Here is a 14,381-nt window from a genome sequence, read left to right as displayed (position 1 = left end):
TTTCTTACGTTATGCGGGTGTACGGGTGGTCCGGTCGGCAACGGATTCCGCCGCGGGGGCGAAGTGCGCGAGCCGGGGCGCGGAGCGGCAGTCGCCGAAGCTCTCGCGCAGTCGCGTCATCAGCTGGATGAGGCGGCCGACGTCGTCGTCCGACCAGTCGGCGAGCCGTTCGGCCAGCAGGTCGGTGCTGCGCCGGGACAGTTCGTCGAGCTGGATGTGGCCGGCCGCCGTCAGGCGCAGGATCCGGGAGCGCTTGTCCGCGGGGTCGGGGGAGCGCTCGATCCAGCCGCGCTCCGCGACATGGGCGACATGGCGGCTGGTGACCGACATGTCCACGGCGAGCAGCTCGGCGAGCTTGCTCATGCGCATGTCGCCGTGACGGCCGAGCAGTGTCAGCACGGCAGCGGAGCCGCCCGGGCAGTCGGGCGGCAGGATCCGCCCCAAGTCCCTTTTCACGGCTCCGATGGCGCTGAGCTGACGTGCCAGTTCCTCGTACTGGGCTTGCGCGGCCATCGCACCTCCTCCAATTCGTTGCCTGGAGCAACCGTAAGGATATTGGTTGCTGCAGGCAAATTAATCGGCGGCTTTCGGAGCAAAAACTTGGCAAAGGCAAGTGTTGCGAACGTAAACAGTGAGGTGGGAGGCCGGGAGACCGTGTGTCCGCCAGGGCGTGGACCGGGCTCTTCCGGTGGAGACCGGGTGTGAGAGCGGATCCCCCACTTGGGCGACACCCGGGTATTCGCTAGGGTCTCGGGCCATGGCTAACACCCAGGGCCCCCAGGGCAACTACGACCCCGCCGGCAGCACGCAGATGTTCCGTGCGTTCGTCGACGAGGCGCCGCAGGGCAGGCAGCAGGCGTCCGCTCCGGCAGGGCCGCGCATCGGCCTGATCGTCGGTGTCGTCGCCGCCGTGGTGATCGTCGCCGCGGTCGCCTGGCTCGCACTGATGTAAGGGGCAGCCGGACTCCGGAAGGAGCCGGCCGCCTTCTCCCGGTCTTCTCACGACCGTCGCCGGCCCGCGCCCTCGCGCGCGCGGGCTCCGCGACGTCCGCTCGGCACGGCGTACCCAACGGGCGCCGTGCTGCGGGCGTTTGCCGTGCCGCCGGGTGAACCCGCGCTGTACGGCCGGGCTTGGCGACGCCCGGCCGCGGAGGTCACTGCGGACCGGCAGGGACGCCCGGCGGGCTGTTCTCGCGCGCGGGGCGGGTACGGGCGGGCGCCGGACGTTCCCCGCTGTGGCATCAGGCCCCTGGGGTGTGTTGAGAGAGTCCCGCCTGCCTCGCCCTTCGGGCGAACGACGGGACTTTCGCAATACGCCCTAGTCGGAGATCAGGCCCTCTCGCAGCTGTGCCAGCGTGCGGGTGAGCAGCCGGGAGACGTGCATCTGCGAGATGCCGACCTCCTCGCCGATCTGCGACTGCGTCATGTTCGCGAAGAAGCGCAGCATGATGATCCGCCGCTCGCGGGGCGGGAGTTTGGCCAGCAGCGGCTTGAGGGACTCGCGGTACTCCACGCCCTCCAGCGCCGAGTCCTCGTAGCCGAGACGGTCCGCGAGCGAGGCCTCGCCGCCGTCGTCCTCGGGGGCGGGCGAGTCCAGCGACGACGCCGTGTACGCGTTGCCGACGGCGAGGCCGTCGACCACGTCCTCCTCCGACACCCCGAGCGCCGAGGCGAGTTCGGTGACCGTCGGCGAGCGGTCGAGCTTCTGCGACAGCTCGTCGCTGGCCTTGGTGAGCGCCAGACGCAGCTCCTGCAGCCGGCGCGGCACCCGCACCGACCACGACGTGTCCCGGAAGAACCGCTTGATCTCACCGACGACCGTCGGCATCGCGAACGTCGGGAACTCCACGCCCCGTTCGCAGTCGAACCGGTCGATCGCCTTGATCAGCCCGATCGTGCCGACCTGGACGATGTCCTCCATCGGCTCGTTGCGGCTGCGGAAGCGGGCGGCCGCGTAGCGCACGAGGGGGAGGTTCAGCTCGATGAGGGTGTCCCGGACGTAGGCACGCTCCGGGCTGTTCTCGTCGAGGGCGGCGAGCCGCAGGAAGAGGGAGCGGGACAGGGTGCGGGTGTCGATGGCCTCCGAGGACGGAAGGTCCGGTGCCTCGGGAGCCGGGAGGTTCTCGGCACCCGGGAGGTCCTGAGGGGCCTGAAGGTCCTGAAGCACATCGGGCGCGGAGTCGCTCTGCACGAGCGTGAGCACCTTCGAGCTGCCCTTGTCTGCGGACATGCCACCCCCTTTGGGTCGCGGGACGGTCGCGGCGGACGCTCCCGTCGTAGGGAACGCAGCCTCCACCTGAATACCGGCCACGAGGCTGCGGCAAACGCGCTCCCGGAAGAATGTCACATGTCGGCAACACGCTGTAGTGACATGTCGACATGCAAGAGGTGAATGCGCCCTGGTTGGAGGAGTTCTGAGGGCCTTTCAGCGCAGAACTGTCGGCAAGAACTCTTGCGGGCGATTCGCTCGCGTGAGTTAGGCGTCGATCCTGTTTGCGGATCTCAGTCGCGCGAAGCTCCTGGCGAGGAGCCTTGACACATGCATCTGGGAGACACCCAGTTCGGCGCTGATCTGTGACTGGGTCAGATTGCTGTAGTAGCGCAGCAGCAGGATCCGCTGTTCGCGCTCCGGCAACTGGACGAGCAGATGCCGTACGAGGTCGCGGTGCTCGACCCCGTCGAGGGCCGGGTCCTCGTAGCCGAGCCGGTCGAGGAGGCCCGGCAGCCCGTCACCCTCCTGGGCGGCCTCCAACGAGGTGGCGTGATACGAGCGCCCCGCCTCGATACAGGCCACCACCTCCTCCTCGGTGATGCGCAGCCGCTCGGCGATCTCGGCGGTGGTCGGGGAGCGCCCGTGCGTCGTGGTGAGGTCCTCGGTTGCGCTGTTGACCTGCACCCACAGCTCGTGCAGCCGGCGCGGGACATGGACCGTGCGGACGTTGTCGCGGAAGTAGCGCTTGATCTCGCCGACGACGGTCGGCATCGCGAAGGTCGGGAACTGCACGCCGCGGTCGGGGTCGAAGCGGTCGATGGCGTTGATCAGCCCGATGGTGCCGACCTGGACGACGTCCTCCATGGGCTCGTTGCGGGAGCGGAAGCGGGCGGCGGCATAGCGCACGAGCGGGAGGTTGGCCTCGATGAGCGCCCCGCGTACGCGGTGGTGCTCCGGCGTGCCCGGCTCCAGGCCCTTGAGCTGGCCGAAGAGCACCTGGGTGAGGGCCCGGGTGTCGGCGCCGCGGCGCTTTTGGGGGGTGGTCGTCGAGTCGAGGTCCTCAGGGTCCTCGGGGTCGGAGGGATCAGAGGGATCGGAGGGATCGGAGGTGGCGGAGGGGTCGCCGTCGGCGGGTGCGGGTACGGGTGAGGAGAGCGTGTTGTGCGGTGGTTGGGCGGTGCGTGAGGCGGATGAGGCCGGCGCGGTAGCGGAGGTGGAAGGGGCTGAGGCGGTCCTGCCGGGGGGCTGGGGGGCGGGGCGGGCGGGGTCGGGCTCCTGGGGCTCGGAGGGGGCGGTGTCGGATTCCTGGGGCCGTGCGGGAGTCGTGACGGGTGTCCGGTGCCGGCCGGGACTCGGGCTTGAAGCCTCGTCCTGAGGCGGCGCAGTACTGGCCGACACGGTCAACGCCACCTCTTCATCCGTCAACGCCTCTGTCAACTCACCGTCGTAAAGCGGTCATAGCATCACAAGAATGGACACAGGGTGCAAGCACCCCATAACGCCGTGTTGAGGGAGAGTTGGGGCACAAGACACAGGAGAGCCCCCCATCGTTGAGATGGGGGGCTCCGTGAGGGGTGTCGCGCGGAATCCGTGGGCGGTGTCGCTCAGATTTCGTAGTCGGCGATCACCCATGTGGCGAACTCGCGCCACATCGCGACACCTTCCTGGTGTGCCGGGTGCTCCAGATAACGCCGGAGCGCGTCCGTGTCCTCGACCGCCGAGTTGATCGCGAAGTCGTAGGCGATGGGCCGGTCGGTGATGTTCCAGCCGCACTCCCAGGCGCGCAGCTCGTCGATCCGGCCGCCGAGGCTCTCGAAGGCGCGCACCCCCTCCACCACGCGCGGGTCGTCGCGCCGGACGCCCTCGTTGAGCTTGAAGAGGACCAGGTGGCGGATCACGGGCGCTCCCGGGGGTGTGACGGGGGCCGCCCGGCCGGGAGCCTCACTTGGCTCCGTCGGCGATCCAGGTCATGAAGTGGCCGATGGCCTTGGCGGCGCTGGAGATGCCCTCGAACCCTATCTCGACGTAGTCGGCGGCCTTGGCAGGGTCGGTGATGATCACGTAGAGCGCGAAGACCACGAGCGCGTACACCGCGATCTTCTTCCCCTGTACCGCCACCGCGGCCTCCCCCGTCTGCCGTGCCCCGCGGGCCCGTTCGCCGCCGGTGAGTGTATCTCGGCCGGTTGTTCGGGAACCGCAAAAGATCACGAATCGCACCAGGCCCTCACCCGGCCTTTTCCCGTACGTCGTGTCGGGGGCCCCGGTCCCGCGGACGCACGAAGGGCCCCGTCGGTCGACGGGACCCTTCCAGAGCGGTAGCGGAGGGATTTGAACCCTCGGTGACTTGCGCCACACTCGCTTTCGAGGCGAGCTCCTTCGGCCGCTCGGACACGCTACCGAGGGAGACCCTACCCCACAGTGGGCCGTGGTCTGAAATCCGTTTCTGCGGATCGCCCGGGCCGGCTCCTCAGCGGGTCCGGAAGAAGTCCGTCAGCAGTTGGGCGCACCGGTCGGCGAGCACGCCGTCGATGACCTCGGGGCGGTGGTTGAGGCGCCGGTCGCGCACCAGGTCCCACAGCGACCCGGCCGCGCCGGCCTTCTCGTCGCGTGCGCCGTAGACCAGCCGGTCCACCCGGGACTGCTGCAGCGCACCCGCGCACATCGTGCAGGGCTCCAGCGTGACGACGAGTGTGCAGCCGGACAGCCGCCACTCGCCGAGCGCGCTCGCGGCCCGGCGGAGCGCGAGGATCTCCGCATGGGCCGTCGGATCGCCCGTGGCCTCGCGTTCGTTGTGACCGACGGCCAGCACCGAGCCGTCCGCGGACAGCACGACGGCGCCGACGGGCACGTCACCGCCCGCGGCGGCCTGGTCGGCCTCGTCCAGGGCGAGCCGCATCGCGGCCCGCCACTGGTCGCGCACCGGATCGGGGGCCGGCGTCCCGTCCTCGGTCACCCGGTGCACCTAGCGGACGGTCTCCAGGACCTCCGAGGCGCCCAGGGCCTCGGCGATCGAGCTGAGCGCGTCCTCGGCGTCCAGGATGCGCAGCTCCTTCTCGCTGACGCCCAGGTCGTCGAGGATCTCGCTGTCGCCCACGGGGCCGTGCGGCACGGAGGCGTCCGAGCCGGCTCCGTCCTCGTCGTCGCCGGGCTCACCGTCCTCGGTGCCGTCGAGGTCGAGGGAGTCGAGGTCGGCGCCGTCGTCGCCGGGCTCCCTTCCGAGCAGTTCGTCGGTAAGCAGGATCTCGCCGTACGAGCTACGGGCGGCGGCGGAGGCGTCCGAGACGTAGATGCGAGGGTCGTCCTCGCCGTCCAAGCGGACGACGCCGAACCACGCGTCCTCCTGCTCGATGAGTACGAGCACCGTGTCCTCGTCGACCGAGGCGTCACGGGCCAGGTCGGTCAGATCCGACAGGGTCTCCACATCGTCGAGCTCTGTGTCGCTCGCTTCCCACCCGTCTTCGGTGCGCGCGAGCAGTGCGGCGAAGTACACCGTGACTCTCCCACTGGTCATAGGCGTGCCGGTTGGGGTTCCCCCCGGCGGAGGTTATGGGCGGGGAATGGTCTCTCCGAGCCCCACCCACTCGGAATCGTGGCAGAAACAAGGCGTTCAGGGGACGTCTTCGGCTCCCTGTGTCTGGCCGTTTCGATCGTGGATGCTCCGATCGAACACCCCCGCCGAAGCGGTCCACTCACCAGCGCACTCATTGCCGCCACCAGCGGATCGTACGCGGCCCGGGGCGGTGTGGCCGCACGGCCACCCCATGGCGGCCGCGTCGCTACCAGCGGAAGGTGCGCATGCGCATGGCGTGACGCAGGCGCGCGACCTTGGCGCGCCGGGGCTGGACGCGGTCGCGAAGCTCCCGGGCCTCCGTGAGTTCGCGCAGGAACAGGGTCCGGCGCCGCCTGCGCTCGGCGTCCGTCTCCTGCGCTTCGGGCTCCTCGTGGGATTCCCCGTCGGGCATAGGCACACCACCCCAGTTCCGTCCTTCCCACTTTCCCCCTGATGGGGGGTCCGAAGCCAGGCAGACCGGAGCGGGGCGGCGGGACGGGAGCGGGCCGCGGGCGAGCCGGGGCGGGGCGGCGGGCCGGACGGCGGGGCCGGGGCCGCACACGGCGCGGCCGCCGCGGGAAGCCCGGTTACTGTTAGGGCCATGCGTCTCCACGTCGTCGACCACCCCCTGGTCGCCCACAAGCTCACCACGCTGCGCGACCGCCGCACCGACTCCGCGACCTTCCGTCGGCTCGCCGACGAGCTCGTCACCCTGCTCGCCTACGAGGCCACGCGGGACGTGCGCACCGAGCAGATCGACATCGAGACCCCGGTCGCCGCCACCACCGGCGTCAAGCTGTCCCGCCCCCGCCCGCTGGTCGTGCCGATCCTGCGGGCCGGCCTCGGCATGCTCGACGGCATGGTCCGGCTGCTGCCGACCGCCGAGGTGGGCTTCCTGGGCATGATCCGCAACGAGGAGACGCTCCAGGCCTCCACGTACGCGACGCGCATGCCGGAGGACCTGTCGGGGCGCCAGGTGTACGTCCTGGACCCGATGCTCGCCACCGGCGGCACCCTCGTGGCGGCGATCCAGGAGTTGATCCGGCGCGGGGCGCGCGACGTGACCGCCGTGGTGCTGCTCGCCGCCCCGGAGGGCGTCGAGGTGATGGAGCGCGAACTGGCGGGTACGCCGGTCACGGTGGTCACGGCCGCCGTCGACGACCACCTCAACGAGCTCGGCTACATCGTGCCGGGACTCGGCGACGCGGGTGACCGGCTGTACGGGGCGGCGGAGTAGCACCCCCTGCCCCCTGCCCCGCCCCCGCCGGACCGGCGGGGGCTCGTGGGTGGCGGCTCAGCAGTTCTTCTTCTTGCCGTCCTTGCCCGGTGACGCCGACGCGGCCGGGGCGGTCAGGGCCGACAGGGCCTTGTCCGCGGCCGGCTTGTCCGTCAGGGACTTGAACCCGTCGCCCAGGATGAGGTCGACGGAGCCTCCCGTACGGGTGTCGGTGCGCTGTTCGGCGTCGGCGAGCTGGGTGCCGAGGACGGGCAGGCTGGTGCCGGTGGCGGCCTTGGCGCCGAGCAGTACCCCGGCGCCCTTGACCTTCTTGTCGTAGTCCTCGGTCGCGTTGCCCACCGTGCCGATGCGGAAGCCGCGCTTCTTCAGCTCGTCGGCGGTCTCCTTGGCGAGGCCGCTGCGGGCCGTGGCGTTGAAGACGTTCACGGTGATCTGGCCGGGCGCGGGCAGGGCCTTCGCGGTGGCCGTGGGCGACGGACCCCCCTTGGGCGCGCAGCCCGCCTTGGAACCGGCCGCCAACGTCCTGTCGCCGCCGGTGAAGACATCGATGAGCTGCAGGGTTCCCCAGCCGATCAGTCCGACAGCGGCCACCGACGCGACGATGGCGACCACAAGCCTGCCGCGGCGTCGGGGTCGGCGCATCCTCGGGTACTTGCTCCCCGTGATCCGGTACTGGCCACCCATGCCGGGGGGAGTCAGCATGCTCATGGGCGCAGCGTAGTGCGCCCGGGCGGCAATGCCTACTAGATGATCATTGGGTGCTCCCCAGTCCAACCCGAACGGGTCATCGGGGCGAACGGACGGTCACGCGGGGGCGTACGGCGGGGTGTGCGCACGTGCACGGCCGCCGAGGAGGCGGACGTGGGGGTTCGCGCGGGGCGCACATGGACGGCGCGGGCGCGGGAGCGGGCGCGCCGGATCGAGCGGAGTGCGCAAGAGCGGCGAGGTCCGCGGGAAAGGTGGACGAACGCCCCGGGTGAGGGGCGGACGAACGCCTGGGATCAGTCGAGTTCGAGCACTCTCGCGTGCAGGACCTGGCGCTGCTGCAACGCCGCGCGCACCGCGCGGTGGAGGCCGTCCTCCAGGTACAGGTCGCCCTGCCACTTCACGACATGCGCGAAGAGGTCGCCGTAGAACGTCGAGTCCTCGGCGAGGAGGGTCTCCAGGTCGAGTTGCTGCTTGGTCGTCACGAGCTGATCGAGGCGGACCGGGCGCGGCGCGACGTCCGCCCACTGCCGGGTGCTCTCCCGGCCGTGGTCGGGGTACGGCCGGCCGTTTCCGATGCGCTTGAAGATCACACGGAAAGCCTACCGGGCCACACGTTCCGGGCGCAGCCATGGCGACGGAGTGCGACGCTGGAAAAGATGCAGTAAACGGGTGCAAAACGGAACAGGTGCTTCGAGATGAGCGACAGCCGGCCGGTACCCGGGGCCGCCGCGCCCGCGACCCCAAAGAGCGCTCCCGCGCTCCCTCCCCGGGCCCAGGAGATCGCGTCCGGGTTCGCCTTCGCGGGTCCGGCCGTCGACCTGGGCGCCCTGGTGTGGGACGGGCAGTGCCTGCCCGGCGCGCGGATCCGTGTCCCGCTGTCGGTGCTCAACCGGCACGGCCTGGTCGCGGGCGCGACCGGCACCGGCAAGACGAAGACCCTCCAGCTGATCGCCGAGCAACTCTCGGCGCAGGGCGTGCCGGTGTTCCTGGCGGACGTCAAAGGGGACGTCTCCGGTGTCTCGGCGGCCGGGCAGGAGAACGAGCGGGTGCGCGCACGGGCGGCCGAGACCGGCCAGAACTGGACACCCACCGCCTTCCCGGCCGAGTTCTACGCACTGGGCGGCCTCGGCCGGGGCATCCCCGTACGCGCCACGATCACGAGCTTCGGCCCGGTGCTGCTGTCGAAGGTGCTCCGGCTGAACCGGACTCAGGAGCAGTCGCTCGGCCTGGTCTTCCACTACGCGGACACCAAGGGCCTGGAGCTGGTCGACCTGAAGGACCTGCGGGCGGTGGTGGCCTTTCTGACGTCGGACGAGGGCCGGGCGGAGCTGAAGGAGATCGGCGGTCTGTCGACGGCGACGGCCGGCGTGATCCTGCGGGCGCTGACGGCCTTCGAGGCGGAGGGGATGGCGCCCTTCTTCGGGGAGCCGGAGTTCGACACGAGCGAGCTGCTGCGCACGGCGTCCGACGGCCGGGGCACGCTCTCCGTGCTCGAACTGCCCGCGGTCCAGGACAGACCGCAGCTGTTCTCCACCTTTCTGATGTGGCTCCTCGCGGACCTCTTCCACGATCTGCCGGAGGTCGGTGACGTCGACAAGCCGAAGCTGGTCTTCGTCTTCGACGAGGCGCATCTGCTGTTCAGCGGGGCGTCCAAGGCGTTCCTGGACGCGATCACCCAGACCGTGCGGCTGATCCGCTCCAAGGGCGTCGGCGTCCTCTTCGTCACGCAGACCCCGCGGGACGTGCCCGCGGAGGTGCTGGCCCAGCTCGGCAGCCGTGTCCAGCACGCGCTGCGCGCCTTCACCCCGGACGACCAGAAGGCGCTGAAAGCCACCGTGCGGACCTTCCCCACCTCCCCCTACGACCTGGAGGAGGTGCTGACCGGTCTCGGCACGGGGGAGGCCGTGGTGACGGTCCTGAGCGAGCGGGGCGCCCCGACACCGGTCGCGATGACCCGGCTGAGGGCGCCGGAGTCCCTGATGGGGCCGGTGGACGGGGAGGTGCTGGAGCGGGCGGTCATGTCGTCGCCGCTGTACGGGCGTTATGCGCAGGCGGTCGACCGTGAGTCGGCGTACGAGATGCTCGCGGCACGGGAGGCGGCGGGCCGGCCGTTCCAGGAGGCGAAGGGGAGCGGGCGGGAGACCGGACGGGAGGAGCCGTCCCTGGTCGGACAGGTCGTCACCAGCGAGGCCTTCAAGTCCCTGGCCCGCTCCCTGGGCACGCAGCTGGGCCGGGAGATCACACGCTCCCTCTTCGGAACGGCCCGCCGCAGGCGTTAGACGGTGCAGGGGCGGCCGCCCGGGGCGGGCGGCCGCTGTCTGCTACTCGTGGTCGCTCTCCCGGGCGCCGGCCGGCGGAGGCTCCTCGCCGGTGTCGGGTTCGGGATCGGGTTTCGGCCGCTGCTTGGTGCTGCGGACGGCCTCGGCCCGCAGCAGGGCGAGCAGAGCGGCGTACGGATCTCTGGGCATGACTACGTCCTTGCGTTGCTGACGGCGGTTGCTGACGGCGGTCGACGGTGCGGAGGCCGGACCGGTCAGCAGCGCAGGACGACGGTGCGCAGGGCGCACAGGGCGGGGAAGAACGGTGCCCGTGCGGGCACGAGGGCGGCATCCAGCGGTGCGGACGGCCCGCCGGTGCCCCGTGCCGCCGGCCGCAGCGGCACAGGGGCGCGGGGTCCCTGGGGGTTCGCCGGCCGCAGTGCCGCGACGAGCACCTCGTGCTCCGCGTCGCAGGCCTGGGACGTGGACACCGTGTCGGAATCGGCCGTCACGGCCTCGGCGTGCGCGCCGGCCGCGAGCAGCGCGATGAGCACCAGGAGCACCCGCAGCCAGGCATACCGACGAGCGGTACGAGGGGGGTGCCGGGTGGTGCTCACAGGGGTCATCTGCCCGTCGACACGGCGCCGTTCATCGCATCGGACGGCAGAATCGCCCGGTCGAGTGAGGTGTGCGGTGCGAGGTTGACGCGGTCACACGGTGTGCGGGATCCGCTCGGCGCGGCTGCGGAGACGGAACGCCGTGATCAGCTCGACGATGCCGACCACGATCAGCCACCAGCCGGCGACGAGCGTGAGCACGGCGATCGAATGGAACGGCGAGACGATCAGCACGACCCCGGCGACGAAGGTGACGATCCCGAGGACGGCCTGCCAGCCGCGCGCGGGCACCGCCGGGTCGTGGGCGGCCGCCACGGTCTGGGCGATCCCGCGGAACAGCCAGCCGATGCCGATCCACAGCGCGAGCAGCAGGATCGACTCCAGGGGACCCCGGAAGCAGAACAGCCCCAGCACGATCGACAGGGCGCCGCTGAGGAAGCCGAGGACCCGTAGCGAGGTGGCCCGGTGCGTGCCGAAGGCGGACGCGACCTGGAGCACGCCGCTGACGATGAGATAGAGCCCGAAGAGGATTCCGGCGGCGAGCAGCGAGGGGCCGGGCCAGACCAGGATCAGGATCCCGAGGATCAGGGACGCGACACCCGTGGCCAGGACCACCTGCCAGGCGGTGCGGGAGAGCAGGTGCAGGACGCCCTCGACGGGTGGCTCCAGGCCGTCCGACAGCGGTCGTTGCGCGTGCGGGTCGCGGCCGGCGTGGACGTGGCGGTCGTCGTACTCGGATCCCCACGGGGAACCGCTCGGTGCGTCGGTCATGATCCATGCTTGGACCGCCGCCCGGGGGACCGCCACCCGGGCGGTCCGATCGACGGACACCACACGGACCGGCGGCCGTGTCCGCCGAGCCCGCGCCCGCCCGGACCGAGTGCTACGCGCGTGCCGTCCCGGTCGCCTTCGCCGCCTTCGCCGTCGCCTTCATCTCCTGCTTGTGCGCCCGCACCTTCGCCAGCGACTCGGGGCCGGTGATGTCCGCGACCGAACGGAAGGCCTCCGTCTCGCCGTACGACCCCGCGGCCTCGCGCCAGCCCTCGGGCCGCACCCCGAGCTGCTTGCCGAGCAGGGCGAGGAAGATCTGCGCCTTCTGCTTGCCGAACCCCGGCAGCTCCTGGAGTCGCTTCAGCAGCTCCTTTCCGCTGTCGACGTCCCGCCAGAGGGCCTCGGCGTCGCCGTCGTAGTGCTCGACGAGATAGCGGCAGAGCTGCTGGATGCGCCCCGCCATCGATCCCGGGTAGCGGTGCACCGCGGGCTTCTCGGACAGCAGCGCGGCGAACGCCTCCGGGTCGTACGCCGCGATCTCGTGTGCGTCGAGGTCGTCGGCGCCGAGCCGCTGCGCGATGGCCCAGGGCCCCTTGAACGCCCACTCCATCGGGATCTGCTGGTCCAGCAGCATCCCGGTCAGCGCGGCGAGCGGACTGTGCCCGAGGAGCGCGTCGGCCTGGGGGTCCTGGGCGAGGTGCAGCGTGACATCCATGTCCCGATGATCGCCCCGCCGGACGCCGTCCGCACCCTTCGCGTACGATTCCCTGATTATTTAGGCAAGGCTTACCTAACTTGAACGTCCGTAGCGATCACGATGGGGTACAGGGTGACCACCGAGACCTACCGCGACGCCTGGGGCATCCCGCATCTGGGAGCCGACGACGCCCGGGCGCTGACCCGGGCCCAGGGCCGGGTCACCGCGCTGGACCGCGCCTGGCAGCTGGAGGTCGAACGGCACCGCGCCCAGGGCACCTCGGCGTCCTTCCTCGGCCCCTCCGCCCTGGCCTGGGACGTCCTCGCGCGACGGGCCCGGATCGAGGACACGGCGCGACGCTGCTTCGCCGCCCTGGAGCGGCAGGACCCGGAGACCGCCGACTGGGTGCGCGGCTACACCGAACGGACGGTGGCGTGCCGTGGCCCGGCACCTCGAGAAGGTCGAGGTGGCCGGGGGCGAGCCGGTGGAGGTCGAGGTGATCGAGACGCCCAGGGGCCCGGTGGTCAGCGGCGGCCCCCAGGACGCCCGCCCCGGCCGGGAGACCGCCGCCGACCAGGACCCCCCGATCGCCCTCGTCCTGCGCCACCCGGCCCGGGTCACCGGCGAACTCGGCTTCGGCGCCCTGCTCCCGCTGCTGCGGGCGCGCAGCGTCGCCGAGGTGGACCGGGCGCTGGACCGGTGGGCCGAACCCGTCAACGTCGTGCTGGCGGCGGACGTCCACGGCGGAGTGCTGCACCGCGTCGCCGGTTCCGTGCCGCGGCGGGCCGAGGACAGCCGCATCCGGCCCGTCCCCGCCTTGAGCCCGGCCACGAGTGGCGGGGATGGCAGCCGATGCCCCGCGGGACCGTCGACGACGGGCTCGCCGTGATGGCGAACCAGCGCGGTCTCGCCGCCCCGCTCGGCGTCGAGTTCGCCCCCGCGCACCGGGCCGACCGCATCCGCGCCCTGCTGACCGGGAAGGCCGCCTGGTCCGCCGAGGACATGCCGGCCGTCCACATGGACGCCCGTCTCGCCTCCGCCGCGCCCCTGCTGGACCGTCTCGCCGCCCTCGACGGCCTCACCCCCGAGGCGGGCGCGCTGCGCGAGCGCCTGCTGCGCTGGGACCGGCACATGGACGCGGCCGACGCGGACGCGGCGGTGTACGCGGCGGTGCGCGACGCTCTCGTACGGCGGCTGGCGGCCCATCCCGCCCTCGCCGCGCTCGCCGCCTCGACCGGCCACCCGGAGGTCTTCGCGCCCTGGCTCGCGCTCGTGCCCCGCATCGGCTACGCCCTCGAACACCTGTTGAGGGCGGAGCGGCTGTACGGCGCCGACCGGACGGCGATGCTGCGGGAGGCCGTCGAGGAGGTCGCCGCGAACCCGCCGCGGGGCACCTGGGGGGGACACCCACCGGCTGGCCCCCTGGCGGGCCCTGGCGGAGACGTCCTACGAGGAACCGGGTCTGTCCGGCGACCACGACTGCGTCCAGTGCACCTCCGCCGTCCCCGGACTGACCGACCTGAGCGCCCGCGGCCCGGCGGCCCGGTACGTCTGGGACCTGGCCCGCCGTGAGAACAGCCTCTGGGTGGTCTCCTTCGGCGCCTCCGGCGTCCCGGGCTCGCCCCACCACCGCGATCAACTCCCCCTGTGGCTGAAGGGGGACCTCGTCCCGGTCGTCACCGACTGGGACCTTCTGACGAAGGAGAGCACCGATGGCCGGTGAGCCCCACGCCCCCGACCGCGAGGCCGTCCACGAGCAGCCGGTCGACGGCTTCGGCACCGTGCGGATCCTGCCCCTGGACCCCCGCGCCGACCTGGACGTCGTGCACGGCTGGGTGAGCGGCGAACGCGCCTCCTTCTGGGGCATGAACGGCATGACGAGGCAGCAAGTCGGCGAGATCTACGCCCATATGGACACACTCGACACCCATCACGCCTTTCTCCTCGTCAAGGACGGCGAACCGGCCGCGCTCCTGCAGACCTACGAGCCGGAGGCCGACCGGGTCTCCGAGTGCTACCCCGTCGAGCCCGGCGACCTCGGCGTCCATCTCCTCCTCGCGCCCGCCGGACCCGGCGGGGCCCGGCCCGGCTGGACGTCGGGCCTGCTGACCGCCGTCGTCGCGTACGTTTTCACCGTTCTCGGCCGGCGGCGGATCGTCGTCGACCCCGACGAGCGCAACACGAAGGCGACCGCCCGCTTCCTGCGCCAGGGCTTCGTCCCCGGCCCGGCCGTCGTCCTGCCCGAGATCGACCTGCCGGACGTGTACCTGCCCGAGAAGCGCGCCCACTTGGCGTTCCTCGACCGCGAGAGGACCGTCGGCAACTAGCCTG

General features: G+C 71.7%; 18 protein-coding genes, 1 tRNA gene and 1 pseudogene. 5 read left to right on the top strand and 15 right to left on the bottom strand.

What is annotated here, in order from left to right; all coding sequences use genetic code 11:
* Nucleotides 1-9: 9 nt before the first annotated feature.
* A complete protein-coding gene (locus tag ACFYX0_RS20655) occupies nucleotides 10-513 on the bottom strand; it encodes a MarR family transcriptional regulator (RefSeq protein ID WP_355916034.1) in 504 nt (167 codons plus the stop codon).
* Nucleotides 514-757: 244 nt separating this feature from the next.
* Between ACFYX0_RS20655 and ACFYX0_RS20650 the strand changes: the two genes are divergently transcribed.
* Complete coding sequence (locus ACFYX0_RS20650) at nucleotides 758-952, top strand: hypothetical protein (protein ID WP_311695783.1); 195 nt, start codon at nucleotides 758-760, stop codon at nucleotides 950-952.
* Between the two features lie 366 nt (nucleotides 953-1,318).
* On the opposite strand, the gene ACFYX0_RS20645 is transcribed toward ACFYX0_RS20650, so the two are convergent.
* The 8 genes from ACFYX0_RS20645 to ACFYX0_RS20610 all read right to left on the bottom strand — a co-directional run bounded on the left by ACFYX0_RS20645 (nucleotide 1,319) and on the right by ACFYX0_RS20610 (nucleotide 6,174).
* Nucleotides 1,319-2,230, bottom strand: coding sequence for an RNA polymerase sigma factor SigF (locus ACFYX0_RS20645; RefSeq protein WP_388972063.1), 912 nt, complete (start codon nucleotides 2,228-2,230; stop codon nucleotides 1,319-1,321).
* A gap of 246 nt (nucleotides 2,231-2,476) precedes the next feature.
* A complete protein-coding gene (locus ACFYX0_RS20640; protein WP_388972060.1) occupies nucleotides 2,477-3,610 on the bottom strand; it encodes an RNA polymerase sigma factor SigF in 1,134 nt (377 codons plus the stop codon).
* 206 nt (nucleotides 3,611-3,816) lie between these two features.
* Nucleotides 3,817-4,110, bottom strand: a complete 294-nt coding sequence (locus tag ACFYX0_RS20635; RefSeq protein ID WP_355916025.1) for a Dabb family protein — start codon at nucleotides 4,108-4,110, stop codon at nucleotides 3,817-3,819.
* A 43-nt stretch (nucleotides 4,111-4,153) separates the two neighbouring features.
* Entirely contained in the window at nucleotides 4,154-4,330 is a 177-nt protein-coding gene (locus tag ACFYX0_RS20630) for a hypothetical protein (protein ID WP_311695789.1), read from the bottom strand.
* Nucleotides 4,331-4,525: 195 nt separating this feature from the next.
* Nucleotides 4,526-4,610, bottom strand: a tRNA-Ser gene (locus ACFYX0_RS20625).
* 69 nt (nucleotides 4,611-4,679) lie between these two features.
* Complete coding sequence (tadA, locus tag ACFYX0_RS20620; protein WP_388972101.1) at nucleotides 4,680-5,108, bottom strand: tRNA adenosine(34) deaminase TadA; 429 nt, start codon at nucleotides 5,106-5,108, stop codon at nucleotides 4,680-4,682.
* 66 nt (nucleotides 5,109-5,174) lie between these two features.
* Nucleotides 5,175-5,702, bottom strand: a complete 528-nt coding sequence (locus ACFYX0_RS20615) for a hypothetical protein (RefSeq protein ID WP_388972097.1) — start codon at nucleotides 5,700-5,702, stop codon at nucleotides 5,175-5,177.
* A 286-nt stretch (nucleotides 5,703-5,988) separates the two neighbouring features.
* On the bottom strand, nucleotides 5,989-6,174 hold the full coding sequence (locus tag ACFYX0_RS20610; RefSeq protein ID WP_388972056.1) for a hypothetical protein: 186 nt from the start codon (nucleotides 6,172-6,174) through the stop codon (nucleotides 5,989-5,991).
* Between the two features lie 189 nt (nucleotides 6,175-6,363).
* Between ACFYX0_RS20610 and upp the strand changes: the two genes are divergently transcribed.
* Entirely contained in the window at nucleotides 6,364-6,999 is a 636-nt protein-coding gene (gene upp, locus ACFYX0_RS20605; RefSeq protein WP_311695792.1) for a uracil phosphoribosyltransferase, read from the top strand.
* Between the two features lie 57 nt (nucleotides 7,000-7,056).
* Here upp and ACFYX0_RS20600 read toward each other — a convergent pair whose 3' ends face one another.
* Together ACFYX0_RS20600 and ACFYX0_RS20595 are read right to left on the bottom strand one after the other, a co-directional pair.
* Nucleotides 7,057-7,707, bottom strand: a complete 651-nt coding sequence (locus tag ACFYX0_RS20600) for a LytR C-terminal domain-containing protein (protein ID WP_388972052.1) — start codon at nucleotides 7,705-7,707, stop codon at nucleotides 7,057-7,059.
* A 293-nt stretch (nucleotides 7,708-8,000) separates the two neighbouring features.
* Nucleotides 8,001-8,297 (bottom strand): type II toxin-antitoxin system VapB family antitoxin, encoded by a 297-nt coding sequence (locus tag ACFYX0_RS20595; RefSeq protein ID WP_004943146.1) that lies wholly within the window; start codon nucleotides 8,295-8,297, stop codon nucleotides 8,001-8,003.
* Between the two features lie 105 nt (nucleotides 8,298-8,402).
* Between ACFYX0_RS20595 and ACFYX0_RS20590 the strand changes: the two genes are divergently transcribed.
* Nucleotides 8,403-9,986 (top strand): helicase HerA-like domain-containing protein, encoded by a 1,584-nt coding sequence (locus tag ACFYX0_RS20590; RefSeq protein ID WP_388972049.1) that lies wholly within the window; start codon nucleotides 8,403-8,405, stop codon nucleotides 9,984-9,986.
* 42 nt (nucleotides 9,987-10,028) lie between these two features.
* Here ACFYX0_RS20590 and ACFYX0_RS20585 read toward each other — a convergent pair whose 3' ends face one another.
* The 4 genes from ACFYX0_RS20585 to ACFYX0_RS20570 form a co-directional block, all read right to left on the bottom strand.
* Entirely contained in the window at nucleotides 10,029-10,175 is a 147-nt protein-coding gene (locus ACFYX0_RS20585) for a hypothetical protein (protein WP_355916014.1), read from the bottom strand.
* A 65-nt stretch (nucleotides 10,176-10,240) separates the two neighbouring features.
* Nucleotides 10,241-10,582: a hypothetical protein gene (locus ACFYX0_RS20580; protein WP_388972046.1), complete on the bottom strand. Its 342-nt coding sequence runs from the start codon at nucleotides 10,580-10,582 to the stop codon at nucleotides 10,241-10,243.
* 93 nt (nucleotides 10,583-10,675) lie between these two features.
* Nucleotides 10,676-11,353, bottom strand: a complete 678-nt coding sequence (locus tag ACFYX0_RS20575) for an HdeD family acid-resistance protein (protein WP_311695796.1) — start codon at nucleotides 11,351-11,353, stop codon at nucleotides 10,676-10,678.
* Between the two features lie 112 nt (nucleotides 11,354-11,465).
* Nucleotides 11,466-12,068, bottom strand: a complete 603-nt coding sequence (locus tag ACFYX0_RS20570) for an HhH-GPD-type base excision DNA repair protein (RefSeq protein ID WP_388972042.1) — start codon at nucleotides 12,066-12,068, stop codon at nucleotides 11,466-11,468.
* Between the two features lie 102 nt (nucleotides 12,069-12,170).
* Between ACFYX0_RS20570 and ACFYX0_RS20565 the strand changes: the two are divergent.
* Nucleotides 12,171-13,773: pseudogene (locus ACFYX0_RS20565) on the top strand (penicillin acylase family protein).
* Nucleotides 13,763-14,377, top strand: a complete 615-nt coding sequence (locus tag ACFYX0_RS20560; protein ID WP_388972038.1) for a GNAT family N-acetyltransferase — start codon at nucleotides 13,763-13,765, stop codon at nucleotides 14,375-14,377. Before ACFYX0_RS20565 ends, ACFYX0_RS20560 begins: the two are co-directional and overlap by 11 nt.
* Nucleotides 14,378-14,381 lie beyond the last annotated feature (4 nt).

Origin of the sequence: Streptomyces sp. NPDC002573 (assembly GCF_042889625.1) — a bacterium.
GTDB lineage: Bacteria > Actinomycetota > Actinomycetes > Streptomycetales > Streptomycetaceae > Streptomyces > Streptomyces gibsoniae.
This window is presented reverse-complemented; position numbering and strand designations above follow the sequence as displayed.

Bases quoted from the DNA above. Each gene is read 5' to 3' on its own strand.
- ACFYX0_RS20655 (WP_355916034.1), bottom strand. From the start codon at position 513: ATGGCCGCGCAAGCCCAGTACGAGGAACTGGCACGTCAGCTCAGCGCC.
- ACFYX0_RS20650 (WP_311695783.1), top strand. From the start codon at position 758: ATGGCTAACACCCAGGGCCCCCAGGGCAACTACGACCCCGCCGGCAGC.
- ACFYX0_RS20645 (WP_388972063.1), bottom strand. From the start codon at position 2,230: ATGTCCGCAGACAAGGGCAGCTCGAAGGTGCTCACGCTCGTGCAGAGC.
- tadA (WP_388972101.1), bottom strand. From the start codon at position 5,108: ATGCGGCTCGCCCTGGACGAGGCCGACCAGGCCGCCGCGGGCGGTGAC.
- ACFYX0_RS20610 (WP_388972056.1), bottom strand. From the start codon at position 6,174: ATGCCCGACGGGGAATCCCACGAGGAGCCCGAAGCGCAGGAGACGGAC.
- upp (WP_311695792.1), top strand. From the start codon at position 6,364: ATGCGTCTCCACGTCGTCGACCACCCCCTGGTCGCCCACAAGCTCACC.
- ACFYX0_RS20600 (WP_388972052.1), bottom strand. From the start codon at position 7,707: ATGAGCATGCTGACTCCCCCCGGCATGGGTGGCCAGTACCGGATCACG.
- ACFYX0_RS20590 (WP_388972049.1), top strand. From the start codon at position 8,403: ATGAGCGACAGCCGGCCGGTACCCGGGGCCGCCGCGCCCGCGACCCCA.
- ACFYX0_RS20585 (WP_355916014.1), bottom strand. From the start codon at position 10,175: ATGCCCAGAGATCCGTACGCCGCTCTGCTCGCCCTGCTGCGGGCCGAG.
- ACFYX0_RS20575 (WP_311695796.1), bottom strand. From the start codon at position 11,353: ATGACCGACGCACCGAGCGGTTCCCCGTGGGGATCCGAGTACGACGAC.
- ACFYX0_RS20570 (WP_388972042.1), bottom strand. From the start codon at position 12,068: ATGGATGTCACGCTGCACCTCGCCCAGGACCCCCAGGCCGACGCGCTC.
- ACFYX0_RS20560 (WP_388972038.1), top strand. From the start codon at position 13,763: ATGGCCGGTGAGCCCCACGCCCCCGACCGCGAGGCCGTCCACGAGCAG.